21 protein-coding genes are annotated in these 22869 nt (G+C 71.8%); 10 read left to right on the top strand and 11 right to left on the bottom strand.

The window, feature by feature from the left end; all coding sequences use genetic code 11:
* From ACYUD3_RS16225 to ACYUD3_RS16215, 3 genes are read right to left on the bottom strand one after another with little or no spacing between them, the layout of a single operon-like run.
* Positions 1-1785, bottom strand: coding sequence for a glycoside hydrolase family 15 protein (locus ACYUD3_RS16225; protein WP_470969957.1), 1785 nt, complete (start codon positions 1783-1785; stop codon positions 1-3).
* A 56-nt stretch (positions 1786-1841) separates the two neighbouring features.
* Positions 1842-2636 (bottom strand): SURF1 family cytochrome oxidase biogenesis protein, encoded by a 795-nt coding sequence (locus ACYUD3_RS16220; protein ID WP_470969955.1) that lies wholly within the window; start codon positions 2634-2636, stop codon positions 1842-1844.
* Between the two features lie 45 nt (positions 2637-2681).
* Positions 2682-3689: a DEDDh family exonuclease gene (locus tag ACYUD3_RS16215; RefSeq protein WP_470969952.1), complete on the bottom strand. Its 1008-nt coding sequence runs from the start codon at positions 3687-3689 to the stop codon at positions 2682-2684.
* Between the two features lie 254 nt (positions 3690-3943).
* Here ACYUD3_RS16215 and ACYUD3_RS16210 point away from each other — a divergent pair, with 254 nt between their 5' ends.
* Positions 3944-4987: a zinc-dependent alcohol dehydrogenase family protein gene (locus ACYUD3_RS16210; protein WP_470969950.1), complete on the top strand. Its 1044-nt coding sequence runs from the start codon at positions 3944-3946 to the stop codon at positions 4985-4987.
* Between the two features lie 150 nt (positions 4988-5137).
* Here ACYUD3_RS16210 and ACYUD3_RS16205 read toward each other — a convergent pair whose 3' ends face one another.
* Entirely contained in the window at positions 5138-6286 is a 1149-nt protein-coding gene (locus ACYUD3_RS16205; protein ID WP_470969947.1) for a CopD family protein, read from the bottom strand.
* A gap of 193 nt (positions 6287-6479) precedes the next feature.
* Positions 6480-8009, bottom strand: a complete 1530-nt coding sequence (locus ACYUD3_RS16200) for a S8 family serine peptidase (protein ID WP_470969944.1) — start codon at positions 8007-8009, stop codon at positions 6480-6482.
* Positions 8010-8324: 315 nt separating this feature from the next.
* On the opposite strand from ACYUD3_RS16200, the gene ACYUD3_RS16195 reads away from it, so the two are divergent.
* The 3 genes from ACYUD3_RS16195 to moaA all read left to right on the top strand — a co-directional run bounded on the left by ACYUD3_RS16195 (position 8325) and on the right by moaA (position 11447).
* Positions 8325-8681, top strand: coding sequence for a DUF485 domain-containing protein (locus tag ACYUD3_RS16195; protein ID WP_470969942.1), 357 nt, complete (start codon positions 8325-8327; stop codon positions 8679-8681).
* Complete coding sequence (locus tag ACYUD3_RS16190) at positions 8678-10312, top strand: solute symporter family protein (protein ID WP_470969939.1); 1635 nt, start codon at positions 8678-8680, stop codon at positions 10310-10312. The genes ACYUD3_RS16195 and ACYUD3_RS16190 overlap by 4 nt, the downstream gene beginning before the upstream one ends.
* 145 nt (positions 10313-10457) lie before the next feature.
* Positions 10458-11447, top strand: a complete 990-nt coding sequence (moaA, locus tag ACYUD3_RS16185; protein WP_470969937.1) for a GTP 3',8-cyclase MoaA — start codon at positions 10458-10460, stop codon at positions 11445-11447.
* Positions 11448-11492: 45 nt separating this feature from the next.
* Here moaA and ACYUD3_RS16180 read toward each other — a convergent pair whose 3' ends face one another.
* On the bottom strand, positions 11493-11711 hold the full coding sequence (locus ACYUD3_RS16180) for a hypothetical protein (protein WP_470969935.1): 219 nt from the start codon (positions 11709-11711) through the stop codon (positions 11493-11495).
* A gap of 235 nt (positions 11712-11946) precedes the next feature.
* Positions 11947-12315, bottom strand: a complete 369-nt coding sequence (locus ACYUD3_RS16175; RefSeq protein ID WP_470969932.1) for a DUF3099 domain-containing protein — start codon at positions 12313-12315, stop codon at positions 11947-11949.
* A gap of 246 nt (positions 12316-12561) precedes the next feature.
* Here ACYUD3_RS16175 and ACYUD3_RS16170 point away from each other — a divergent pair, with 246 nt between their 5' ends.
* Entirely contained in the window at positions 12562-12840 is a 279-nt protein-coding gene (locus tag ACYUD3_RS16170; RefSeq protein ID WP_470969930.1) for a GlsB/YeaQ/YmgE family stress response membrane protein, read from the top strand.
* A 68-nt stretch (positions 12841-12908) separates the two neighbouring features.
* Here the strand turns inward: ACYUD3_RS16170 and tyrS are convergent, their stop codons facing one another.
* From tyrS to ACYUD3_RS16155, 3 genes are all read right to left on the bottom strand, one after another.
* Positions 12909-14174, bottom strand: a complete 1266-nt coding sequence (tyrS, locus tag ACYUD3_RS16165) for a tyrosine--tRNA ligase (protein ID WP_470969927.1) — start codon at positions 14172-14174, stop codon at positions 12909-12911.
* Between the two features lie 57 nt (positions 14175-14231).
* Positions 14232-15617, bottom strand: a complete 1386-nt coding sequence (locus tag ACYUD3_RS16160; RefSeq protein ID WP_470969924.1) for a metallopeptidase TldD-related protein — start codon at positions 15615-15617, stop codon at positions 14232-14234.
* An 82-nt stretch (positions 15618-15699) separates the two neighbouring features.
* Positions 15700-17223 carry a TldD/PmbA family protein gene (locus ACYUD3_RS16155; RefSeq protein WP_470969922.1) on the bottom strand — a complete coding sequence of 508 codons (1524 nt, stop codon included), beginning with the start codon at positions 17221-17223 and terminating at the stop codon, positions 15700-15702.
* A 299-nt stretch (positions 17224-17522) separates the two neighbouring features.
* Between ACYUD3_RS16155 and fabG the strand changes: the two genes are divergently transcribed.
* The 3 genes from fabG to ACYUD3_RS16140 all read left to right on the top strand — a co-directional run bounded on the left by fabG (position 17523) and on the right by ACYUD3_RS16140 (position 19530).
* Positions 17523-18227 (top strand): 3-oxoacyl-[acyl-carrier-protein] reductase, encoded by a 705-nt coding sequence (gene fabG, locus ACYUD3_RS16150; RefSeq protein ID WP_470969920.1) that lies wholly within the window; start codon positions 17523-17525, stop codon positions 18225-18227.
* Positions 18228-18232: 5 nt separating this feature from the next.
* On the top strand, positions 18233-19000 hold the full coding sequence (gene fabI, locus ACYUD3_RS16145) for an enoyl-ACP reductase FabI (RefSeq protein WP_470969917.1): 768 nt from the start codon (positions 18233-18235) through the stop codon (positions 18998-19000).
* Between the two features lie 176 nt (positions 19001-19176).
* Complete coding sequence (locus ACYUD3_RS16140; RefSeq protein WP_470969914.1) at positions 19177-19530, top strand: hypothetical protein; 354 nt, start codon at positions 19177-19179, stop codon at positions 19528-19530.
* On the opposite strand, the gene ACYUD3_RS16135 is transcribed toward ACYUD3_RS16140, so the two are convergent.
* The gene (locus tag ACYUD3_RS16135) at positions 19511-20191 is read right to left on the bottom strand and encodes a FadR/GntR family transcriptional regulator (RefSeq protein WP_470969911.1); all 681 of its coding nucleotides are present in this window, start codon (positions 20189-20191) and stop codon (positions 19511-19513) included. The two genes, ACYUD3_RS16140 and ACYUD3_RS16135, sit on opposite strands and share 20 nt — an antisense overlap.
* A 64-nt stretch (positions 20192-20255) precedes the next feature.
* Between ACYUD3_RS16135 and ACYUD3_RS16130 the strand changes: the two genes are divergently transcribed.
* Both ACYUD3_RS16130 and ACYUD3_RS16125 read left to right on the top strand, forming a co-directional pair.
* Complete coding sequence (locus ACYUD3_RS16130) at positions 20256-21803, top strand: MFS transporter (RefSeq protein WP_470969909.1); 1548 nt, start codon at positions 20256-20258, stop codon at positions 21801-21803.
* Between the two features lie 448 nt (positions 21804-22251).
* A complete protein-coding gene (locus ACYUD3_RS16125; protein WP_470969906.1) occupies positions 22252-22368 on the top strand; it encodes an SGM_5486 family transporter-associated protein in 117 nt (38 codons plus the stop codon).
* Positions 22369-22869 lie beyond the last annotated feature (501 nt).

Below are 22869 nucleotides of genomic sequence, written 5' to 3'. Positions count from 1 at the left end.
CTATCCTGCCCCCTCACCGCAGAACAGGGCGAGGGCGGAATTCACCAGTCCGATATGGCTGAACGCCTGCGGGAAGTTCCCCAACAGCCGCCCGCGCGCGGGGTCGTACTCCTCCGCGAGCAGCCCCACGTCGTTGCCGAGCCCCACGAGCCGCTCGAACAGCGCGCACGCCTCGTCGGTCCGCCCGGTCAGGTGGAGGGCGTCGACCAGCCAGAACGAGCAGACCAGGAAGGCCCCTTCGGAGCCGGGCAGCCCGTCGGCGGCCTGGCCGTCGGTGCTGTAGCGGCGCACCAGACTGCCCTGGCCGAGCTCCGCGCGGACGGCGTCGACCGTGCCCATCACGCGCGGATCGTCCCCTGGCAGGAATCCGACACGGGGGATCAGCAAGAGGGACGCGTCGAGTTCGGACGAACCATAGGACTGCGTGAACGTGCCGCGCGCCGGGTCGTACGCCCGCTCGCACACCTCCTGGTGCACCGTGTCCCGCAGCTCCCGCCACCCCTCCAGGTCGCCGCGCAGCCCGGGATGCGTCTCCAGCGCGCGCACCGCGCGGTCGGCGGCCACCCACACCATCACCTTGGAGTGCGTGAAGTGCCGCCGCCCGCCCCGCACCTCCCACAGCCCCTCGTCCGGCTGCCGCCAGTTCTCCCGCAGCCACTCCATCAGGGCCCGCTGCAACGCCCACACGTGCGGGCGCGCGGGCAGCCCGAAGTCACGGGCCAGCGCCAGGGAGTCCATCACCTCGCCGTACACGTCCAGCTGAAGCTGGTCGACGGCCCCGTTGCCGACGCGTACGGGCCTGGAGTCCGCGAACCCCGACAGCCACGCCAACTCGACCTCCGGCAGCCGCCGTTCGCCCGAGAGGCCGTACATGATCTGGAGGTCGGCCGGGTCGCCGGCGACCGCGCGCAGCAGCCAGCGGTGCCAGGCCTGCGCCTCCTCGTGGTAGCCGGCGCTCAGCAGCGAGCCCAGGGTGAGCGTGGAGTCGCGCAGCCAGCAGAAGCGGTAGTCCCAGTTGCGCACCCCGCCCGGCTCCTCCGGCAGCGACGTCGTCGGCGCCGCCACGATGCCGCCCGTCGGCCGGTACGTCAGCGCCTTCAGCGTGATCAGCGAACGCAGCACAGCGGCCCTGTGCGGCCCGTCGTAGCGGCAGCGGGCCGACCACGCCGTCCAGTCCGCCAGACTCGCCGAGAGGGCCTCGTAGGGGTCCACACGGGGCGGGCGCGGCTCGTGCGAGGGGTGCCAGGTCAGCACGAACGCCACCCGCTCGCCCTCGGCGACCTCGAACTCGGAGTGCGTGCCGAAGTCCTCGCCCCACGTCCGTACGGCCGGCTCGCTGCGCAGCCACACCGAGTCGGGGCCCGCGACCGCCACCCGGTGGCCGTCCGAACGGCGCATCCAGGGCACGATCGAGCCGTAGTCGAAGCGCAGCCGCAGCGTGCTGCGCACGGTGACCCGGCCGCGCAGCCCCTCCACGATCCGCACCAGGTCGGGCGCCGCGTCCCGCTGCGGCATCAGATCCGTGACCCGGACGGCGCCCTCGGCGCTCTCCCACTCGGTGTCCAGGACGAGCGTGTCCCCCCGGTACGCGCGCCGCGCACACCCCCCGTCCGCGTCCCTGGGAGCGATCGTCCAATGGCCGTTCTCCTCGTCGCCCAGGAGGCGCGCGAAGCACGCCGCCGAGTCGAAGCGGGGCAGACAGAGCCAGTCGACCGAACCGTCCTTGCCGACCAGCGCGGCCGTCTGTTCGTCGCCGATGAGGGCGTAGTCCTCGATGCGGTGCATGAAGGTGCGGGTTCCCGGGAGGGGGCCCGGGCAATCGAGGGGTACGCCCGCGCGGGTTACACCGTCGCCGGCTCCGCCTGCTCCACGCCGTCCTTCTCGGCCGCCTCGCGGCGGTCGCGGACCTCGCGGCGGACCAGGACGACCCAGCCGACGGGCACACCGGCGGCGAACAGCCACCACTGGATGGCGTACGCGTAGTTGAGGGCCTCGTTCTCCTCACCCGGCTTGCCGATCAGCTCCGGGGTGTCGCCGCCGGGCTCCGGCGCGGTCTGGACGACGTACCCGCCCAGAACCCGCGCGCCCAGGCGCTGGGCCTCCTCGCCGCTGCTGATCAGCATGATCTGCCGGTCGGGCAGGCCCTTGAGGTTCTTGATGCCGCTCGCCTGGGTCGTCTCGTCCGGCATCAGCCGCCCGGTGACCGTGACCTGCCCGCCCGGCGGCGCGGGAACGCTCGGGAACGCCGTCTGGCTCGTCCCGTCGGCGGGGATCCAGCCCCGGTTGACGAGGACGACCTTGCCGTCGGCCAGCACGAACGGGGTCAGGACGTGGAAGCCCACCTCGTCGTCCGCGTTGACCCGGCGGCGTACGACGACCTGCCGCGCGGTGTCGAAGTGCCCGGTGGCCGTCACCGTGCGGTAGCGCTCCTTGCGGGTCACCGCATGTCCCGGCTGGGACAGCTCCTCCACGGGCACGGGGTCGGCGTGCAGCGCCCGGGCGACGAGCTGGTTACGCGCGTGGCGCTCCTCGTAGCGGTGCATCTGCCAGATGCCCAGCCGGATCATCGTGGGGATCAGGACGAGGGCGACCAGCGTGAGGATCACCCACTGCCGGGACAACAGGAAGCGGTACACCCCATGACGGTACCCCCGGAGCTTCCGGGCACATCCGGCAGGGGGTCACTCGCCGGCCGCCTCCACGTCCCGCAGGAGTTGCCCGAAGGCCGCCTCGTCGAGCACCGGGGTGCCGTACTGGCGGGCCTTGAGGACCTTCGACGTGCCCGAGTCCGGGTCGTTGGTCACCAGCAGGCTGGTCAGCCGGGAGATGCTGGAGGAGACGTGCAGGCCCGCCTCCGTCGCCCGGTCCTCCAGCAGCTCGCGCTCGGTCGAGGTGTCCCCGGAGAACGCCACCCGCATGCCCTGTTTGAGCCGCCTGCCGTCCTCGTAGCGGCCCGGGTTCGGATGCGGGCACACCGGGCGCTTGCGGGCGGGCCGCCAGTTCGTCGGATAGCGGCTCGCGCCCGCCTGCCGGCCGATCCAGGGGGACGAGGCCGAGGCGGACGGCGCCGGGCGGTCCTGCCACTCCGTCAGCGGACGGCACTCGTGCAGCGGAAGCCGCACCCCGCGCGCGGCGGCCGTCCGCAGGCTCGGCCGGAACGCCTCCGCGAGCACCCGCGCGTCGTCCAGCGCGTGGTGCGCCTTCTCCTGGACGACGCCGAAGTGCGCCGCCAGGGTCTCCAGTTTGTGGTTCGGCAGCGGCAGGCCCAGCTCCTTGCTGAGCACGATCGTGCACAACCGCTGGCGCACCGGCGCCTCGCACTCCGCGCGCGCGTACTCCCTCGCGATCATCTGCCAGTCGAACACCGCGTTGTGCGCGACGAGGACCCGCCCGTCCAGGCGGCGCGAGAACTCCTCGGCGACGTCCTTGAACAGGGGAGCGCCTTCCAGGACGTCGCTCGTCAGACCGTGGATCCACACCGGGCCGGGGTCACGCTCAGGGTTGACCAGCGTGTACCAGTGGTCCTCGACCTCACCGCGCGCGTCCAGCCGGTAGACCGCCGCCGACACTATCCGGTCGTCCCGGGCCAGGCCTGTGGTCTCCACGTCGACCACCGCGTACCCCTGCTGGGGGTAGGCGGCGGGCCAGTCCGGGGGAGCGGCGGTCGTGGGCGTGCGGTCTTCGAGCATGGTCAATGAGGATACGGGGCGGCACTGACAGCCAATCACACGGATACGTCTCGCCTTTGGGTGCCGGTCACTTGGACCGAGCCGCTTTTCTGCCGGGGGTCCGGGGGCCGTCCCCCGGGCAAGCGCGGCATCCGGAGGTGCACAAGCGGGCTGCCCGACCCTCTCCTGCGGGGCGCAAGCCCCCCGACGTACCGTGAAGTGCGCCCCCACCCTGGGCGTCCCCCCGATGCCACCGCGCGAGAGAAGGCCTCCCCATGCGTGCCACCACCATCCACGCCCCCTACGACATGCGGGTCGAGGACGTGCCCGACCCCGTGGTGCAGCTGCCCACGGACGCCGTCGTACGCGTGGTGCGCTCCTGCATCTGCGGCAGCGACCTGTGGGCGTACCGGGGCGAAGCGGCGCGGCAGCCCGGGCAGCGGATCGGGCACGAGTTCCTGGGGGTCGTCGAGGAGACCGGCTCCGCGGTGAGCACCCTGCGCGCGGGGGACCTCGTCGTCGCCCCGTTCGTGTGGTCCGACGGGGTCTGCGACTTCTGCCGCGAGGGCCTGACGACGTCCTGTGTGCACCGCGGCTTCTGGGGCTCCGTCGGCTACGACGGCGGCCAGGGCGAGGCCGTGCGCGTGCCCTTCGCCGACGGCACCCTCGTCCGGCTGCCCAAGGAGGCCGCCTCCGACGAGCGGCTGCTGGCCGCCCTGTTGACGCTCTCCGACGTCATGGGCACCGGCCACCACGCGGCCCTCGGCGCGGGCGCCCGCCCCGGCGCGACGGTCGCGGTCGTCGGGGACGGCGCGGTGGGCCTGTGCGCCGTTCTCGCGGCCAAACGGCTCGGCGCCGAGCGCATCATCGCCCTGGGCCGCCACGAGGCCCGTACGGACATCGCACGCCGCTTCGGGGCCACCGACGTCGTCGCCGAGCGCGGCGAGGCCGCCGTGGAGGCCGTACGCGCCCTCACCCGCGGGCAGGGGGCCCACGCGGTCGTCGAGGCCGTCGGCACCGAGCAGTCCATGCGCACCGCCCTCGACGTCGCCCGCGACGGCGGCGCCGTCGGCTTTGTCGGCGTCCCGCACGGCAGCGCCACCGGCGTCGACCTGGACGCCATGTTCGACCGCAACATCGCCCTGCGCGGCGGCGTCGCCCCCGTCCGCGCCTACATCCCCGAACTCCTCCCCGACGTCCTGGAGGGCCGCATCGACCCCTCCCCGGTCTTCGACCTGACCATCCCCCTGGAGGACGTCCCCGCCGGCTACAAGGCGATGGACGAGCGGACGGCGCTGAAGGTGATGGTCGCCAGCTAGCCGGGCGAGGGGGAGGGCGGCGGGGGAAGGGCCGACGGGGGAGAGGGCGTCGGCCTAAAGGGCGTCAGCCAGGGGCGGGTGTCGGTCAAGAGGGCGTCGGCCAAGGAGGCGTCAACCAAGGGTGCACGCCGGTCACTTGGCCGACGCCCCTCACCGAAGCGGCAGAGCCGACGGCACCGGCAACGCCGTCAGCAACCCCGACACCGCGACCACGAACCCCAGCAACACGACCTCCACGCGCGCGGGCGCGCACGCCGCCAATGGATCGTCCGCCCGCCGCAGCCGCCCCCGCGCGGCCAACGCCACCAAGGCGACCCCGGCCACCAGCACCACCTTGGCGAGCAGCACCCGCCCATAGGCCGACGACATGAGCGCCTCCGCAGGCAGCCGCCGCAGCGAACTGCACACCCCGCTCGCACTCACCCCGGCGAGCAGCAGCGCCGCCCCGCGCGCGTAGACCCCCAACAACGCGGCCCCGCAAGGAGCCCCGCCCCACCGCCGCAGTGTCCGCACGACCGCCAGCAGGCCGCCCGCCCACAGCGCCGCACACCCCAGATGAACGACCGTCAGCGCCGCCCCCACCAACGCCATGCGCTCACCGGGAGGGTGCGCACGCAGGGCCTCGGCGAGGACGACGACAACTAGGGGCCAGAGTTGCGGGGCGATCTGACTGCGCTGACATGACTGCGCAGTCACACGCCCGTCCATCTGACTACGCTGACATGACAGCGCAGTCAGCCCCGCCCCACGCCTGTCCGCCTGACTGCGCTGACATGACTGCGTAGTCACCCCCGCCCCAGACCCGCCCGTCTGACTGCGCTGACATGACTGCGCAGTCACACGCCCCACCGCCCCACCCGACACCGCAGCCACCCCCGCCCCCAAAAACCCACCCACCTCCACCACCGCCACCACCCCCTCCCAACTCCCCCACGGCACCATCGCCGCAACCCCCACCGCAGCCACACCCCCACCACACGCCGCATACGCCCCCCAAGCAACCACCCGCACCCCCGCCGCCTCAGCCTCCGCCGCCCCCGGCACCCGCCCCGCCAGCCACCGCACCCACACCTCCCCCACCCCCACGCACACCGCGCAGAACAGCACAGCCCGCAGCAGTCCCGTCGTCCCGGCCCCGCCCGCGACGGTCTCCCCGGTGCCCCGCGCCGCGACCCCGGGGCCCAGCAGCGGGACCAGTGCCCCGAGCGTCACCAGTACGAGCATCCCGGCCGACCGGCCGCGTCCGCTGCCGTGGGGGTGCGGCCCGGAGAGTTCGGGGGTCGGTCGTATCAACGTCATGCCGCGATCCTCGGCAGGCGGGCATATGCGGGCAACTCGGGTGGAACGGGTGGAGTAATACCGGCCCCGGACAGGAGAAGAGCCGCCGCCGACGGATCACGTCGGCGGCGGCCCGGCGACTCCAGCGAGCGCGGACAGCTACTCCCGCGCCCCCCGCACCGCCCGCGCCGCTATTTCCGCGCAGCCCGCCTCACTACCTCTGCACCGCCCGCAGCGCGTTCACGATCCCCGCGCCGTAGAAGCCGTTGTACCGCTTGCCGCCCTTGCACCAGGCGTCGACGATGCCGTCGCCGTTGCCGTCGTACGGCTCCGCCGGGCAGGACTGGGTGTCGGCCTGGGACTTCAGCAGGGCCGTCAGCTGGGCGGGGGAGGCCCAGGGGTAGGTGGACTTCAGGAGGGCGGCGACGCCCGCGACGTGCGGGGACGCCATCGAGGTGCCCTGGTAGAAGCCGTAGGAGTTGTTCGGCAGCGTCGAGAGGATGCGGCCGTTCTGGGACGGGGTGTCCGGGATCTGGTAGCGGTCGCCGCCGGGCGCGGCGACGTCGACGGCGCCGTAACCGTAGGACGAGTAGTACGACTTGGTGCCCTTGACGCCGGTCGCGCTGACCGTGACGACGCCCGGGAGCTGGGTCGGGACGTCGTAGCAGGTGTGCGGGTCGATCGTCCGCGTCGTCGGCGTCGAGTCGTCGGGGCTGGTGGTGTCGGTGATGGAGGCCGCGTCGAGGTCCTGGTTGGAGTTGCCCGCCGAGGCCACGTTCAGGGTGCCCTTGCGCTGGGCGTACAGCTGGGCGCGGTTGACGGCGTCGACGATCGCCTTCTGGTCGGGGTCGTCGAGGCAGTTGTAGAGCCAGGGGTCGACGTAATAGCTGTTGTTGGTGATCTCCACGCCGTGGTCGGCGGCGAAGACGAACGCGCAGACGACGCTCTCCGGGTAGAAGAACTGGCTGGTGCCCTCGGAGACGCGGATGCCGGAGACCTTCACGCCGGGCGCGACGCCGGCGACGCCGATGCCGTTGCGGGCGGCGGCGATCTCACCGGCGACGTGGGTGCCGTGGGCCTGGTCGGGGGCGGCCGGCCGCCAGGCGCCCGGGGTGGTGTCCGCGACGCCGCCGACGCAGCTCGCCGACTGCGAGGCCGAGAAGTTGGGGGCGAGGTCGGGGTGGGTGTCGTCGACGCCGGTGTCGATGACGGCGACGGTGACCTTCGGGCTGCCCGGGTTGATCTTCGCGGCCTTGTCGGCGCCGATCGCGCGCAGGTCCCACTGGTCGGCCTCCATCGGCTCCTCCCCGGCCGCGGCGGTCCTGGTGAGCTGCGCGACCTGCGCCTTGGACAGGACCTGGACCGCGCCCTCCTCGGTGGTGCCCGAGGGGGTCAGCGGCGCCGTACGGGTCGCGCCCGCCGACTGCACACCGCGCGCGGCGCGTATCCGGGGACCGAAGTCCGGGGCCGCCGAGCGGACGACGATCACGCCGATCTTGTCGTACGCGATGACGACGCTCCCGCCCGCCGCGGTGATCGCCTTCTTGACCGCCGTGAGGGTGCGGTGGTCGGTCTTCGTGTTGACGACGTACGTCAGGGTGCCCGCCGCGGTCGCCCGAGCGGTCGCCGTGGTCTGGGCGGGTGCTGCCGAGGCCGCCGTCGGGAGCAGGCCGAAGCCGGCGGTGAGCGTCAGGGCGACGGGCACCGCGAGCGCGAGGCGGCGTCTGGAAGGCAGCTGGGCCATGAGGTCTCCACATCATCCGGAACACGGAAAACCGTCCGGGCGGCGGCGGGTCACCCGGACAGGTACATGACGACTTTGCGGTTCCGAAACTATCTGTTGACCGGCGGGCCAGCAATGATCCGCAGGCCGATTTCCCGCGCCGTCAACTTCCGAAACACCACGAACGAGTTGAACCGGCCCTCGCGCGGCGCCGTGACCTTGGACAGGAAGCCGAGGTCCGCAGCGCTTCACTCGTATGCCTGTACATATATGCCTGTACACCCCGCAGATCTGACAGATCCGACACATCCGACCTTCGCAACGCGAGGAGACTCCGTGGCCACCGAGACACCGCCCCCCTCAAAGGCTTCAGTCCTGCTCCCCAGCGCCGAGGAGTTCGTCTCGGTGCAGGAGAGCGCGGAATTCGGTGAACTGCGCCGCTCCTACCGCAGCTTCGCCTTCCCCCTCACCGTCGGCTTCATCGCCTGGTACCTGCTCTACGTCCTGCTCTCCAACTACGCGGGCGACTTCATGGGCACCCGGGTCGTCGGCAACATCAACGTCGCCCTCGTCCTCGGCCTCGCCCAGTTCCTCACCACGTTCCTCATCGCCTGGTGGTACGCGCGCACCGCCGCCGCCAAGTTCGACCCCAAGGCCGAGGCGATCAAGTCCCGGATGGAGGGCGGCGAATGAGCCCCGCGATCCCCCTGGCGGGCCAGAGCCTGGCCGCGAACGCGACCAGCGAGCACCGCCCGCTGATCATCACGCTGTTCTCCCTGTTCGTCGTCGCGACCCTCGTCATCACCGTCTGGGCCGGCCGGCAGACCAAGGACGCCGCCGACTTCTACGCCGGCGGACGGCAGTTCACCGGATTCCAGAACGGCCTCGCCGTCTCCGGCGACTACATGTCCGCCGCGTCCTTCCTCGGCATCGCCGGCGCCATCGCCCTCTTCGGCTACGACGGCTTCCTGTACTCCATCGGCTTCCTGGTCGCCTGGCTCGTCGCCCTCCTCCTGGTCGCCGAACCCCTGCGCAACTCCGGCCGCTACACCATGGGCGACGTCCTCGCCTACCGCATGCGCCAGCGCCCGGTGCGCACCGCCGCCGGCACCTCCACGATCGTCGTGTCGATCTTCTACCTGCTCGCGCAGATGGCCGGCGCCGGCGTCCTCGTCTCGCTGCTGCTCGGCATCACCAACGACGCCGGCAAGATCGGCGTCGTCGCCCTCGTCGGCGTCCTGATGATCGTCTACGTCACCATCGGCGGCATGAAGGGCACCACCTGGGTCCAGATGGTCAAGGCCGTCCTGCTCATCGCGGGTGCCCTGCTGCTGACCTTCCTGGTGCTGCTGAAGTTCAACTTCAACATCTCCGAGCTGCTCGGCTCGGCCGCCGACAACAGCGGCAAGGGCGCGGCCTTCCTGGAGCCCGGCCTGAAGTACGGCCTCACCGGCACCACCAAGCTCGACTTCATCTCCCTGGGCATCGCCCTCGTCCTCGGCACCGCGGGGCTCCCGCACATCCTGATCCGCTTCTACACCGTCCCCACCGCCCAGGCCGCCCGCAAGTCCGTCATCTGGGCCATTGGTCTCATCGGCGCCTTCTACCTGATGACCCTCGCCCTCGGCTTCGGCGCCGCCGCGCTCATCAAGCCGGAGGAGATCACCGCCTCCAACAAGGCCGGCAACACCGCCGCCCCGCTGCTCGCCCTGCACCTGGGCGGCGTCGATTCCAACTGGGGCGCGATCCTCCTGGCGACGATCTCCGCCGTCGCCTTCGCGACGATCCTCGCCGTGGTCGCCGGCCTCACCCTGGCCTCCTCCTCGTCCTTCGCGCACGACATCTACGCGAACGTCATCAAGAAGGGCCAGGCCACCGAGAAGCAGGAGATCAGCGCCGCCCGCTGGGCCACCGTCGGCATCGGCGCCGTGTCGATCGTCCTGGGCGCGATGGCCCGCGACCTGAACGTGGCAGGACTGGTCGCCCTGGCCTTCGCGGTAGCGGCCTCGGCGAACCTCCCGACCATCCTCTACAGCCTCTTCTGGAAGCGCTTCACCACGGCCGGCGCCCTCTGGTCCATCTACGGCGGCCTCGTCACCGCCGTCGGCCTGGTCCTCTTCTCCCCGGTCGTCTCCGGCAAACCCAGCTCGATGTTCCCGGACGTCGACTTCCACTGGTTCCCCCTGGAGAACCCCGGCATCATCTCGATCCCGGTCGGCTTCCTCCTCGGCGTCCTCGGCACCTACCTCTCCAAGGAGGAGCCCGACCCGAAGAAGTACGCCGAACTGGAGGTCCGCTCCCTGACCGGCACCGGGGCGCACTGAGATCAGCCGTACGACTCCGAAGGGCCGCCTCGCGAGACGCTCGCGGTGCTGCCCTTCCGTATACAGGCATTCGGGCGTTGTCAGTGGGGTCACGTAGGCTCGGTGGTGGAAACGGAGTTCCGCGAAGCGAGGGGAGGGGGCGCACATGCTGGCCGACACGTTCGGAAGGGTCGCGACCGACCTTCGGGTCTCGCTGACCGACCGCTGCAATCTGCGCTGCACGTACTGCATGCCCGAGGAGGGTTTGCAGTGGCTGGCCAAGCCGGATCTGCTCACGGACGACGAGATCGTCCGCCTCGTCGACATCGCCGTCCGCCTCCTCGGCGTCGAAGAGGTCCGCTTCACCGGCGGTGAACCGCTGCTGCGCCCCGGCCTCGTCGGCATCGTCGAACGCGTCGCGCGGCTGGCCCCCCGCCCCCAGACCTCCCTCACCACCAACGGCATCGGCCTGCGCCGCACCGCCGCCGCCCTCAAGGAGGCGGGCCTGGACCGGGTCAACGTCTCCCTCGACACGCTGCGCCCCGACGTCTTCAAGACCCTCACCCGGCGCGACCGCCACCAGGACGTCCTCGACGGCCTGCACGCGGCGCACGAGGCGGGCCTCACCCCCGTCAAGGTCAACTCCGTCCTCATGCCCGGGCTCAACGCCGACGAGGCCCCCGACCTCCTGGCCTGGGCCCTCGCCCATGACTACGAACTGCGCTTCATCGAGCAGATGCCCCTGGACGCGCAGCACGGCTGGAAGCGCGAGGGCATGGTCACCGCCGACGACATCCTCACCTCCCTGCGCACCCGCTTCGAGCTGACTCCCGAGGGCGGTGCCGAACGCGGCTCGGCCCCCGCCGAACGCTGGCTCGTCGACGGCGGTCCGTACCGGGTCGGCGTCATCGCCTCCGTCACCCGCCCGTTCTGCGCCGCCTGCGACCGCACCCGCCTCACCGCCGACGGCCAGATCCGCACCTGCCTCTTCGCCCGCGAGGAGACCGACCTGCGGGCGGCGCTGCGCGGGGACGCGGGGGACGAGGAGATAGCCGAGCTGTGGCGCAAGGCGATGTGGGGGAAGAAGGCGGGGGCGGGGTTGGACGAGCCGGGGTTCGTGCAGCCGGAGCGGCCGATGTCGGCGATCGGGGGCTGAAGCCTTCGGAGCCCTCCTCAAGAGAGCCGGGCGCCGCCGGGAAACCTAGGCCCCTTCCGGCGCTTCCCACTCCTCCAACCGCACCACGTCCTTGAGGAACCCCCGCACCCCGAGGAACTGCGACAGATGCTCCCGGTGCTCCTCGCACGCGAGCCACGTCTTGCGCCGCTCCGGCGTATGGATCTTCGGGTTGTTCCACGCCAGCACCCACACGGCGGCCTCGCGGCAGCCCTTGGCGGAGCAGATGGGGGTCTCGTCAGTCACAGCGCGTCTCATTACCCGTACTCGTACAAAAGGCGACGCCGAGCAGCCACGGGGGGAGCTGCCCGGCGTCGGTCCGTCGCTCCGACGGGGGATGCGGAGCGCGTACGCAGTATGTCACGGCGAGCTGTGCGCACGGCACCGGAACAACGTGATTGATCTGAGCTTTTCTTGAGCCTTCGCGGACAGCCGGCGGACAGGCCGATGACAGCGCCCGCACAGCAACCGGACCGTCAACTCACGGACGGCGCTCGCCCGTTGCCGGCCCGGCACCCTCCGTGAACGGTTCCGCCTCGGTCCGCGGAGCGCCGATCTCGGGCCGCACCGGAGTGCTCAGATGCGTCGACGGCAGCCCCGGGGCGTTCTCCCGCCCCGCGTTGGCGATCACCACCGCGACGTACGGCAGCAGGATCCCCAGCACCAGCGCGACCATCGCGACGTGCCGTTCCACGTTCCACAGCACCGCGGCGAGGACCACCGACACCGTCCGCACGCTCATCGAGATGATGTACCGGCGCTGGCGCCCCCGCACATCGTCCTGCAACCCCTGCCGGGCCCCGGTGATCCGGAACACCTCGGCGTTCGCGCCGCCACTCCGCTTCCGCATGCCGTTCCACCGTCCGCCCGCACCGATCGTCCCTGGACCGCAGCCGGCTGGAAAACCCCGGTCAGGGCCCGGCCCCGGACACCCTCCACGGTACGCCGGGGCTGCGCCCCCTTCGAGACCGGGTCGCCTTCCGGCTGGGTGATCCCCCTGCGCCGGACCCCGTAGCGCCGCCCTCGACATGCGCCGTACGCGGACCGGAACGACACTGAGGGCAATGCTCACGTCGATCCGTACGAGGAGGCAGCCATGGGCTGGTTGTGGGCGATCATCGTGGGGTTCGTGCTGGGTGTGATCGCGAAGGCGATCATCCCGGGCAAACAGCACAGCCCGCTCTGGCTGACCACCATCTTCGGCATGCTGGGCGCCATCGTCGGCAACGCGATCGCCCGCGCGGCGGGAATCGCGTCCACCTCGGGCATCGACTGGGGCCGGCACGCGTTCCAGCTGGTGGCCGCGATCGTGATCGTGTTCCTGGGCGACATGCTGTACTCGGCGACGCTGGGGAAGAACAAACAGCGCACTTGAGAACGCCGGGAAGGCGGCAGAGGTGGCATCCGTACCCGGGTGCCACCCCTGCCTCGTCCTACGACCGCTCAGCCGGTGAACTCCACCGCCGCGAGACTCTTCTTGCCCCGCCGCAGCACCAGCCACCGCCCATGCAGCAGCTCCCCGGCGGCCGGCACCGCGTCCTCCGAGGCGACCTTCACGTTGTTCACGTAGGCCCCCCCTTCCTTCACGGCCCGCCGGGCGGCCGACTTGCTGGCCACCAGCCCCACCTCGGCCAGCAGATCGACGACAGGCCCGAGTTCGGCGACCTGGACCCGCGGCACCTCCGACAGCGCGGCGGCCAGCGTCCCCGCGTCGAGATCCCCCAGCTCCCCCTGCCCGAACAGCGCCTTCGACGCCGCGATCACGGCCTCGGCCTGCGCAGCCCCGTGCACCAGCGCCGTCAGCTCCTGCGCCAGCGCCCGCTGAGCGGCCCGCGCCTGCGGACGCTCCTCGGTCTGCCGCTCCAACTCCTCAAGCTCCGCACGGGACTTGAAGGACAGGATGCGCGCGTACCGGGAGATGTCCCGGTCGTCGACGTTCAGCCAGAACTGGTAGAACGCGTACGGCGTCGTCATCTCCGGGTCGAGCCAGACCGCGCCGCCCTCGGTCTTGCCGAACTTCGTGCCGTCCGCCTTCGTCATCAGCGGGGTCGCCAGCGCGTGCGCCTCGGCGCCGGGCTCCAGGCGGTGGATCAGGTCCAGGCCCGCCGTGAGGTTGCCCCACTGGTCGCTGCCGCCCTGCTGGAGCGTGCAGCCGTAGCGGCGGAACAGCTGGAGGAAGTCCATGCCCTGGAGGAGCTGGTAGCTGAACTCCGTGTAGCTGATGCCCTGGTCGGACTCCAGGCGGCGGGCCACCGAGTCCTTCGTCAGCATCTTGTTGACCCGGAAGTGCTTGCCGATGTCCCGCAGGAACTCGATCGCGGACAGACCCTCGGTCCAGTCCAGGTTGTTGACCATCACGGCCGCGTTCTCGCCCTCGAAGGACAGGAACGGCTCGATCTGCCCGCGCAGCCGGCCGACCCAGCCCGCCACCGTCTCCGGGTCGTTCAGCGTGCGCTCCGCCGTCGGACGCGGGTCGCCGATCAGCCCCGTCGCCCCGCCGACCAGCGCCAGCGGGCGGTGCCCGGCCCGCTGGAGCCGCCGTACGGTCAGCACCTGGACGAGATGGCCGACGTGCAGCGACGGGGCCGTCGGGTCGAAGCCGCAATAGAACGTGACGGGACCGTCCGCGAACGCCTTGCGCAAGGCGTCCTCGTCGGTGGACTGGGCGAAGAGCCCTCGCCACTTCAGGTCGTCGACGATGTCCGTCACGTTCTCTTGTCTCCTTGAAGATCCCTCGGGCGGCCGACCGGCCACCCGCCTACGAGGTTATACGCCCTGACTGACAGAGCTCATATTGAAATCCGGCACCCGCAGCGCCGGCATCGCGGCCCGCGTGAACCAGTCGCCCCACTCGCGCGGCAGCGTCTTCTCCGTGCGCCCCGCCTGCGTCGCCCGGCCCAGCAGGTCCACCGGCGACTCGTTGAAGCGGAAGTTGTTGACCTCGCCCACGACCTCGCCGTTCTCCACCAGGTACACCCCGTCCCGGGTCAGCCCGGTCAGCAGCAGCGTCGCCGGGTCCACCTCGCGGATGTACCACATGCACGTCAGCAGCAGCCCGCGCCCGGTCGCCGCGACCATCTCCTCCAGGGAGACGTCCTCGCCGCCGTCCAGGATCAGGTTGTCCACGGCCGGCGCGACCGGCAGCCCCGTCAGCGCCGCGCTGTGCCGGCTCGTCGCCAGCCGCGCCAGCTCGCCCCGCTCGACCCACGAGGTCGCCCCGACGGGCAGCCCGTTGTCGAACACCGAGCTGTCCCCGCCGGAGGAGTGCGCGATCACGAACGGTGCCGATTCCAGCCCGGGTTCGTGGGGATCGCTGCGCAGCGTCAGCGGCAGCTCGGCCAGCCGCTCCCCGATCCGCGTCCCGCCGCCGGGCTTGGAGAACACCGTCCGCCCCTCGACCGCGTCCCGCGCGGACTGCGACCACATCTGATAGATCAGCAGATCCGCGACGGCCGTCGGCGGCAGCAGCGTCTCGTACCGCCCCGCCGGCAGCTCGACGCGCCGCTCGGCCCAGCCCAGGCGTACGGCCAGCTCGGCGTCCAGCGCCCCCGGGTCGACGTCCTTGAAGTCCCGCGTCGCGCGCCCGGCCCACGCCGAGCGGGTGCGGTCGGGGGACTTGGCGTTCAGCTCCAGCGTCCCCTTGGGCTGGTCGTGGCGCAGCCGCAGCCCCGTCGACGTGCCCAGGTACGTCGTCACCATCTCGTGCAGCGCGAAGCCGTACAGCTCCCGGCCGCCCTCGCGCGCGCGGGCGAACGCCTCGCCCAGGGCGGGCGCGAAGTCCGCGAACACCGCGGACGACGTCTCCAGGGGCGCCTCGCGGAAGTCCGGGGACGCCGGTACGCCCTCGACCAGCGGCTGCGCGTCCTCGGCGGGCCCCGCCCCGCGCGCGGCGGCCTCGGCGGCCCGCACCAGCGGCTCCAGCTCGGCGGCGGTCACCGCGGAGCGCGACACCACACCGGAGGCGGTGCCCTCCTGGCCGTCGACGGTCGCGACGACCGTGACCGTACGGCCCCGGGTGACGCCGTTCGTCGTCAGCGCGTTGCCCGCCCACCGCAGGTTCGCGGTCGACTCCTCGTCGGCGATCACGACACACCCGTCGGCCCGCGACAGCTCCAGCGCCCGCTCGACGATCTCGTACGGCTTGGTGCTCATCGACCGGCCTCCTGCGTGGTGTTCAGACTGTGCTTACCCGGGGGATAACCCCCGGACCCCCAGCAGATCTCGGTGCTGACGCTCATCGACCGGCCTCCTGGGTGGTGTTGAGGATGTTGACGCCCTTGAAGAGGGCCGACGGGCAGCCGTGGGAGACCGCCGCGACCTGGCCCGGCTGGGCCTTGCCGCAGTTGAAGGCGCCGCCCAGGACGTACGTCTGGGGGCCGCCGACGGCCGCCATGGAGCCCCAGAAGTCGGTGGTCGTCGCCTGATAGGCCACGTCCCGCAGCTGGCCGGCGATCCGCCCGTTCTCGATCCGGAAGAACCGCTGGCCGGTGAACTGGAAGTTGTAGCGCTGCATGTCGATCGACCAGGAGCGGTCGCCGACGACGTAGATGCCCCGGTCGACCCCGCCGATCAGGTCCTCCGTGGAAAGCCCCGCCGGGTCCGGCCGGAGGGAGACGTTCGCCATGCGCTGCACGGGCACGTTCTTCGGGGAGTCCGCGTACGCGCACCCGTTGGAGCGGCCGAGCCCCGTCAGCCGCGCGATGCGCCGGTCCAGCTGGTAGCCGACCAGGGTGCCGTCCTTGACGAGGTCCCAGGACTGGCCCGCGACGCCCTCGTCGTCGTAGCCGATGGTCGCCAGGCCGTGTTCGGCGGTGCGGTCGCCGGTGACGTTCATCAGCTCCGAGCCGTACTTGAGGCTGCCCAGCTGGTCGAAGGTCGCGAAGGAGGTGCCGGCGTACGCGGCCTCGTAGCCGAGCGCGCGGTCCAGCTCGGTGGCGTGGCCGATGGACTCGTGGATCGTCAGCCACAGGTTGGAGGGGTCGACGACCAGGTCGTACAGGCCCGCCTCGACGCTCGGGGCGCGCATCTTCTCGGCGAGCAGGGACGGGATCTCCGCCAGCTCCGCGTCCCAGTCCCAGCCGGTGCCGGTGAGGTACTCCCAGCCCCGGCCGGCCGGCGGGGCGAGGGTGCGCATCGAGTCGAACTCGCCGCTGGAGCCGTCCACGGAGACGGCCGTCAGCTGCGGGTGCAGCCGGACGCGCTGCTGGGTGGTGACGGTGCCGGCGGTGTCGGCGTAGAACTTGTTCTCGTGGACGGTCAGCAGCGAGGCGTCGACATGGCTGACGCCGTCCGCCGCGAGCAGCCGGCCGCTCCAGTCGGCGAGCAGCGCCGCCTTCTCCTCGTCGGGCACCGAGAACGGGTCGATGTCGTACGCGGACACCCAGGTCCGCTCGGCGTGCACCGGCTCGTCGGCCAGCTCCACCCGCTCGTCCGCCCCGGCGGCCCTGATGACCTGCGCGGACAGCTTCGCCATCGCGACCGCCTGGGAGGCGACCTTCGCGGCGGCGTCCATCGTCAGGTCCACGCCCGAGGCGAACCCCCACGTCCCGCCGTGCACCACCCGCACCGCGTACCCGAGGTCCGTCGTGTCCGACGACCCCGAGGGCCGCGCGTCCCGCAGCCGCCACGACGCGCTGCGCACCCGCTCGAACCGGAAGTCGGCGTGCTCGGCCCCCAGCGCCCGCGCGCGGGCCAGCGCGGCGTCGGCCAGGGAGCGTAGGGGGAGGTCGAGGAACGACTGATCGATGTCATGGGGCACGGAAGTGGGTTTCCCTTCGCTGCGGGAGCCAGGAGTTCTTCGGGGTCGGGAGTCGGCTTCGGGGACCGAGAGCTGGCGCAAGACGGAAGTCAAGCACGCCCGAAGCCCCGGGCACATACGGAAATTCCGGCCCCGCGAACCGTCCCCGAACTGTAGGAACCCCACAGCGGGGGACAGGACGCACTGTCGGTGCCCGCTTGTCCGCCGCCCAGGTCGGCCCGATAGGTTTCAAGGGAAGCCGCCTGTCCGCGTTCGTACGTTCGGGCGGACGCGCCAGACTCTATCGAAAGGGTGATCCGTTGAGCCGCTCGGTTCTCGTCACCGGAGGCAACCGGGGCATCGGCCTCGCCATCGCCCGCGCCTTCGCCGATGCCGGCGACAAGGTCGCGATCACGTACCGCTCGGGTGAACCGCCGGCCGGCTTCCTGGCCGTCAAGTGCGACATCACCGACTCCGAGCAGGTGGAGCAGGCCTACAAGGAGATCGAGGAGCAGCACGGCCCCGTCGAGGTCCTGATCGCCAACGCCGGCATCACCAAGGACCAGCTCCTCATGCGCATGTCCGAGGAGGACTTCACCTCGGTCATCGACACGAACCTCACCGGCACCTTCCGCGTCGTCAAGCGCGCCAACCGCGGCATGCTGCGCGCCAAGAAGGGCCGGGTCGTCCTGATCTCGTCCGTCGTCGGCCTCTACGGCGGCCCCGGCCAGGCCAACTACGCCGCCTCCAAGGCCGCCCTCGTCGGCTTCGCGCGCTCCCTCGCCCGTGAACTGGGCTCGCGCAACATCACCTTCAACGTCGTCGCGCCCGGCTTCGTCGACACCGACATGACCCGGGTCCTCACCGACGAGCAGCGCGCCGGCATCGTGTCCCAGGTGCCGCTCGGCCGGTACGCGCAGCCCGAGGAGGTGGCCGCGACGGTGCGGTTCCTCGCCTCCGACGACGCCTCGTACATCACTGGAGCCGTCATCCCCGTTGACGGCGGACTGGGAATGGGTCACTGACAACCATGAGCGGAATCCTCGAGGGCAAGCGCGTCCTGATCACCGGTGTGCTGATGGAGTCCTCCATCGCCTTCCACGCCGCGAAGCACGCCCAGGAGCAGGGCGCGGAGATCATCCTCACCGCGTTCCCGCGCCCCACGCTGACCGAGCGCATCGCGAAGAAGCTGCCCAAGCCCACCAAGGTGATCGAGCTGGACGTCACCAACGACGAGCACCTGGGCCGGCTCGCCGACGTCGTGGGCGAGGAGCTGGGCGGCCTCGACGGCGTCGTCCACTCCATCGGCTTCGCCCCGCAGGACGCCCTCGGCGGCAACTTCCTCAACACCCCGTTCGAGTCCGTGGCCACCGCCATGCACGTCTCGGCGTACTCCCTGAAGTCGCTGACCATGGCCTGCCTGCCGCTGATGCAGAACGGCGGCTCGGTCGTCGGCCTCACCTTCGACGCCCAGTTCGCCTGGCCGCAGTACGACTGGATGGGCCCCGCCAAGGCCGCCCTGGAGGCCACCAGCCGCTACATGGCGCGCGACCTCGGCAAGCAGAACATCCGCTGCAACCTCATCTCCGCCGGCCCGCTCGGCTCCATGGCCGCCAAGTCCATCCCGGGCTTCAGCGACCTGGCCGCGGTCTGGGACCACCGCTCCCCCCTGGAGTGGGACCTCAAGGACCCCGACCCGGCCGGCAAGGGCGTCGTCGCCCTCCTGAGCGACTGGTTCCCGAAGACGACGGGGGAGATCATCCACGTCGACGGCGGGCTGCACGCGATCGGCGCGTAAGGGTTTTCGCGCGCGGAGGGTTTTTGTCACGACCATGAGGGCCCCGTCAGTGATGGCGGGGCCCTCACCCGTTCGGCGTACCCGGCCGGGCGCCCGGGGTCCGCAACTGCGCACCCTGGAGGCAGCGTTCGTCACACGCCCCCTGGAATGCACCCCTCGCCGAGGAGGTCCTCCTTGTGCGCCTGTCCCGCAGCCTGGCCCCGCTGACCGCCGCCGTGGCACTGCTGCTCTGCCTGCCGTACGAAGCGCTGCCCCACGCGCGCGCGGGACACGAGACGACATCCCGCGCGCGGGACGATCGGTTCGGCGCCGAATGCCGCACCCAGGTGCACGGCTCCTGGGCCGTCGCCTACTGCCACAACCCCTACGCGGCCACCGACCAGGTCGGCCTGCACATCAAATGCGACCACTGGTGGGACCTCGACACCGACACCGCCCCCGTCGCCGCCGACCCCGCGCGCACGGTACGGCTCACCGGGCGCTGCTGGAAGGACATCCGCACCGCCTGGGTCAGCCACCGGCGCGACTGAACCGGCACACGAACGGGTAACCGGCGGCCACGGTCGCCGCCGTCTCGGCGTCACCCGCGCGGATCGCCTCCACGAGCTGCGCGTGACCGACGTACGTCTGCGCCGTCATCTCCCGCCCGACGTCGTCGCGCAGGAAGTCCCGCAGCACCTCGCCCAGGTCCGCGTACAGCGCCGTCAGGGCGTCGTTGTGGGAAGCCGCCACCACGGCCAGGTGCAGCGTCGCGTCCGCGCTCACGAACGCCTCCAGGTCCCCGGCCGCCCACGCCTCCTCGCGCCGCCCCAGCAGCGCGTCCAGCTGTCTCAGGTCCTTCTCGGTACGCCGCTCGGCCGCGAGCCGCGCCGCGCTCGACTCCAGGGCCGCGCGCAGCTCCGCGATGTGCCGGGGGTCGGCGTCGGCGAACCGCCGCTGCATCACGCCCGCCAGCTCGCTGGTCGCCGCCACGTACGTGCCCGAGCCCTGGCGGATGTCCAGCAGCCCGTTGTGCGCCAGCGCCCGCACCGCCTCCCGCACGGTGTTGCGGGCCACGCCCAGCTGCTCCACCAGCTCCGGCTCGGTCGGGATACGGGAGCCCACCGGCCATTCGCCCGAGGTGATCTGGGTGCGCAGGGCGGCGATGACCTGTTCGGACAGGGCCGAGCGGCGGGGGTTCGTCAAGGGCATGGGACACCTTTGCACGGGGTCGGGGGTGGACCGAAAGTCATCCCATGATTCTATGATGGGCGGCATGGCTGGCGAGGAGATACGGACGACGGTGTCCACGGACAAGGTGGACGTCGACAAGGCGGCTGCCGAAAGCAGCTCCCCGCGTGCGCGCGCGTGGCGGACCCGGCTGCTGGTCCTGGGGATCGTCCTGACCGCCGTCAACCTCCGTCCCGCCATCACAAGCCTGGGGGCGCTCCTGGAGGACGTCCGCGCGGGTCTCGGCATGGGCGGCGGCGTGGCCGGCGTCCTCACCTCCGTCCCCCCGCTGTGCTTCGCCGTCTTCGGCGTGACGGCACCCCGGCTGGCCCGCCGCTTCGGTCCCGTGGCCGTGGTCTGCGCGGGGATGGCCGCGCTGACCACGGGCCTGCTGATACGCCCGTACGCGGGCGGCACCCCCGGCTTCCTCGCGGCGACCGCCCTCGCCCTCATGGGGATAGCCGTCGGTAACGTCCTGATGCCGGTCATCGTGAAGCGGCACTTCCCGGATCGGGTGGGGGCGATGACGGGCCTGTACTCGATGGGGCTCGCGCTGGGGACGGCCGCTGCGGCGGCGGTGACTGTTCCGGTGACCGGTGTGTTGGGGGGTGACTGGCGGGGTGGGTTGGTGGTGTGGGCTGGGTTGGCGGGGGTGGGGGTGGTGCCGTGGTTGTTTTTTGTACGGGGGAGGGGGCGGGGGCGGGGGCGGGGGCGGGGTCGGGGGAGTGCGGGGGTAGGGCGTGATGGGGGTGCGGGTGGGGGGTCGGCGGGGGTGCGGGTCGGGGTCGGAGCTGGGGCTGGGCCCAGGGCTGGGACTGGAGTTGGGGGCGGGGCTGGGGGCGGAGCCGGGATTGGAGCTGGGACCGGGGTCGGAGCTGGGGCTGGGGCTGGGGCTGGGGCCGGGGTCGGAGCTGGGGCTGGGGCTGGGGCCGGGCCCAGGGCTGGAGCTGGAGCTGGAGTTGAGGCCGGGACTGGGGGCGGAGTTGGGGACGGGGGTGAGGCGCCGCCGTTGAGGATCACTCGTAGTCGTACGGCGTGGGCGCTGGCGGTGTTCTTCGGGCTTCAGGCGACGGCCGCGTACATCACGATGGGGTGGATGGCGCAGATCTTCCGGGACGCGGGGGTGTCGGCGGGGACGGCGGGGCTGCTGCTGGCGACGACGATGGTGATGGGCGTACCGCTGGCCTTCGTCATCCCGCGGCTGGCCGGGCGTATGCCCCACCAGGGCCCGATCGTCCTGGCGCTGGGCGTCTGCGGTCTGGCCGGATACGCCGGCCTGTACCTGGCCCCCGCCGCGGGCGCCTGGGCTTGGGCGCTGCTCCTGGGCGTCTCGAACTGCTCTTTCCCCCTGGCCCTGACGATGGTCGGCATGCGCGCCCGCACAGGCACGGGCGTGGCCCAACTGTCGGCGTTCGCCCAGAGCACCGGTTATCTGATCTCCGTACCTGGCCCGTTGCTGGTCGGTGTGCTGTATCAGGCGAGTGGTGGGTGGGGGGTGCCGTTGGGGCTCATGGCGGTGCTGATGGTTCCGCAGATGGTTGTGGGGGTGCTGGCGGGGAGGGAGGGGACTGTGGAGGGGGAGTTGGGGCGGTGAGGGGGAGTTGGGTGGGGGTGTGGGGGTTGGGGCGGGTTGGGAGTTGCGGCGCGAGGGGTGGCCGGGGCTGCGGGCTGGGGGCTGGGTCGGGGTTGGAGGAGGCGGTGAGGGGGTTGGAGCGGGCGGGGTGTGTGTCGGGTGGGTCGGAGTCTGGGGAGTTGCGGTGTAGGAGGTGGCCCGGGCTGGGGGCTGGGCGGGGTTGGAGGAGGTGGGGTGTCGGCGGGTTGGGGGAGTGGGCGGCTGAGGTGTGGAGGTTCAGGGGGGTGGGCCGCCGGAGCAGTCGAGGGTGCGGAGGGTTGGGCGGACAGCCGAGTGGGCGGGAGGTTGGGTGAGCCGTCGAGGTCGGTGTGAGCGGGATGTGGGGGCCGGCGGAGTTCGGGGGGCCGGTGGTTCGGTGTTGTTCCACCCCGGCCGATGGGCCGTCCTCTTGGGGTGGGACACTGGCGGTATGCCAATGCTCGACCCGAATCCGCAGAACGGGCAGCGGAAGATGCTCATCGTCTTCGGCTCGTTCTTCGCCATCTTCGCCGTGATCGCGATCATCGCTACGATCGCGTCGCCCTGAGGGACCGCTTCTTGGAGGGCTGCTCGGCGGGCTGGCCGTAAGGGTTTTCGGCCACGTCTCCAAGGGGGGGGCTTCGTCGCTGTCCCTAGGGGGCTTCGGCTCTGGCCGTCTTTGAGGGGCCCTGAGACGACCCCGCGAAGCTTCTCTCCGGAAGCCTGGACTCTTGAGGGCCGGCCTTTGCTGAGCTGGCCCTCCCTCCGATCCGTTCGGCTGCGCCCCTGGACCGCGGCTCGCTGCCCGCTCTCCCGCGCCGACCTGTTGCCTTGGCCTCCGGACTCCGACTCGCTGCCCCGCTCTCCAGCTCCGACCCGGCCTTGGCCTTTGCTCCGCCTCGCTGGCTAGCCCCCCGGTCGCTGCGGCCTGCGGCCCGGCCGCCAAGCCCCCCGGCCTGCTGACTCGCTCCCGGCTCCCGGCTCCCGGCTCCCGGCTCCCGGCTCCCGGCTCCCGGCTCCCGGCTCCCGGCTCCCGGCTCCCGGCCCCCGGCCCCCGGCCCCCGGCCCC

This window comes from Streptomyces sp. AMJ-169 (genome assembly GCF_055597585.1).
Note: the sequence above shows the minus strand (reverse complement) of the source record. Positions and strands in the feature narration are given on the sequence as shown.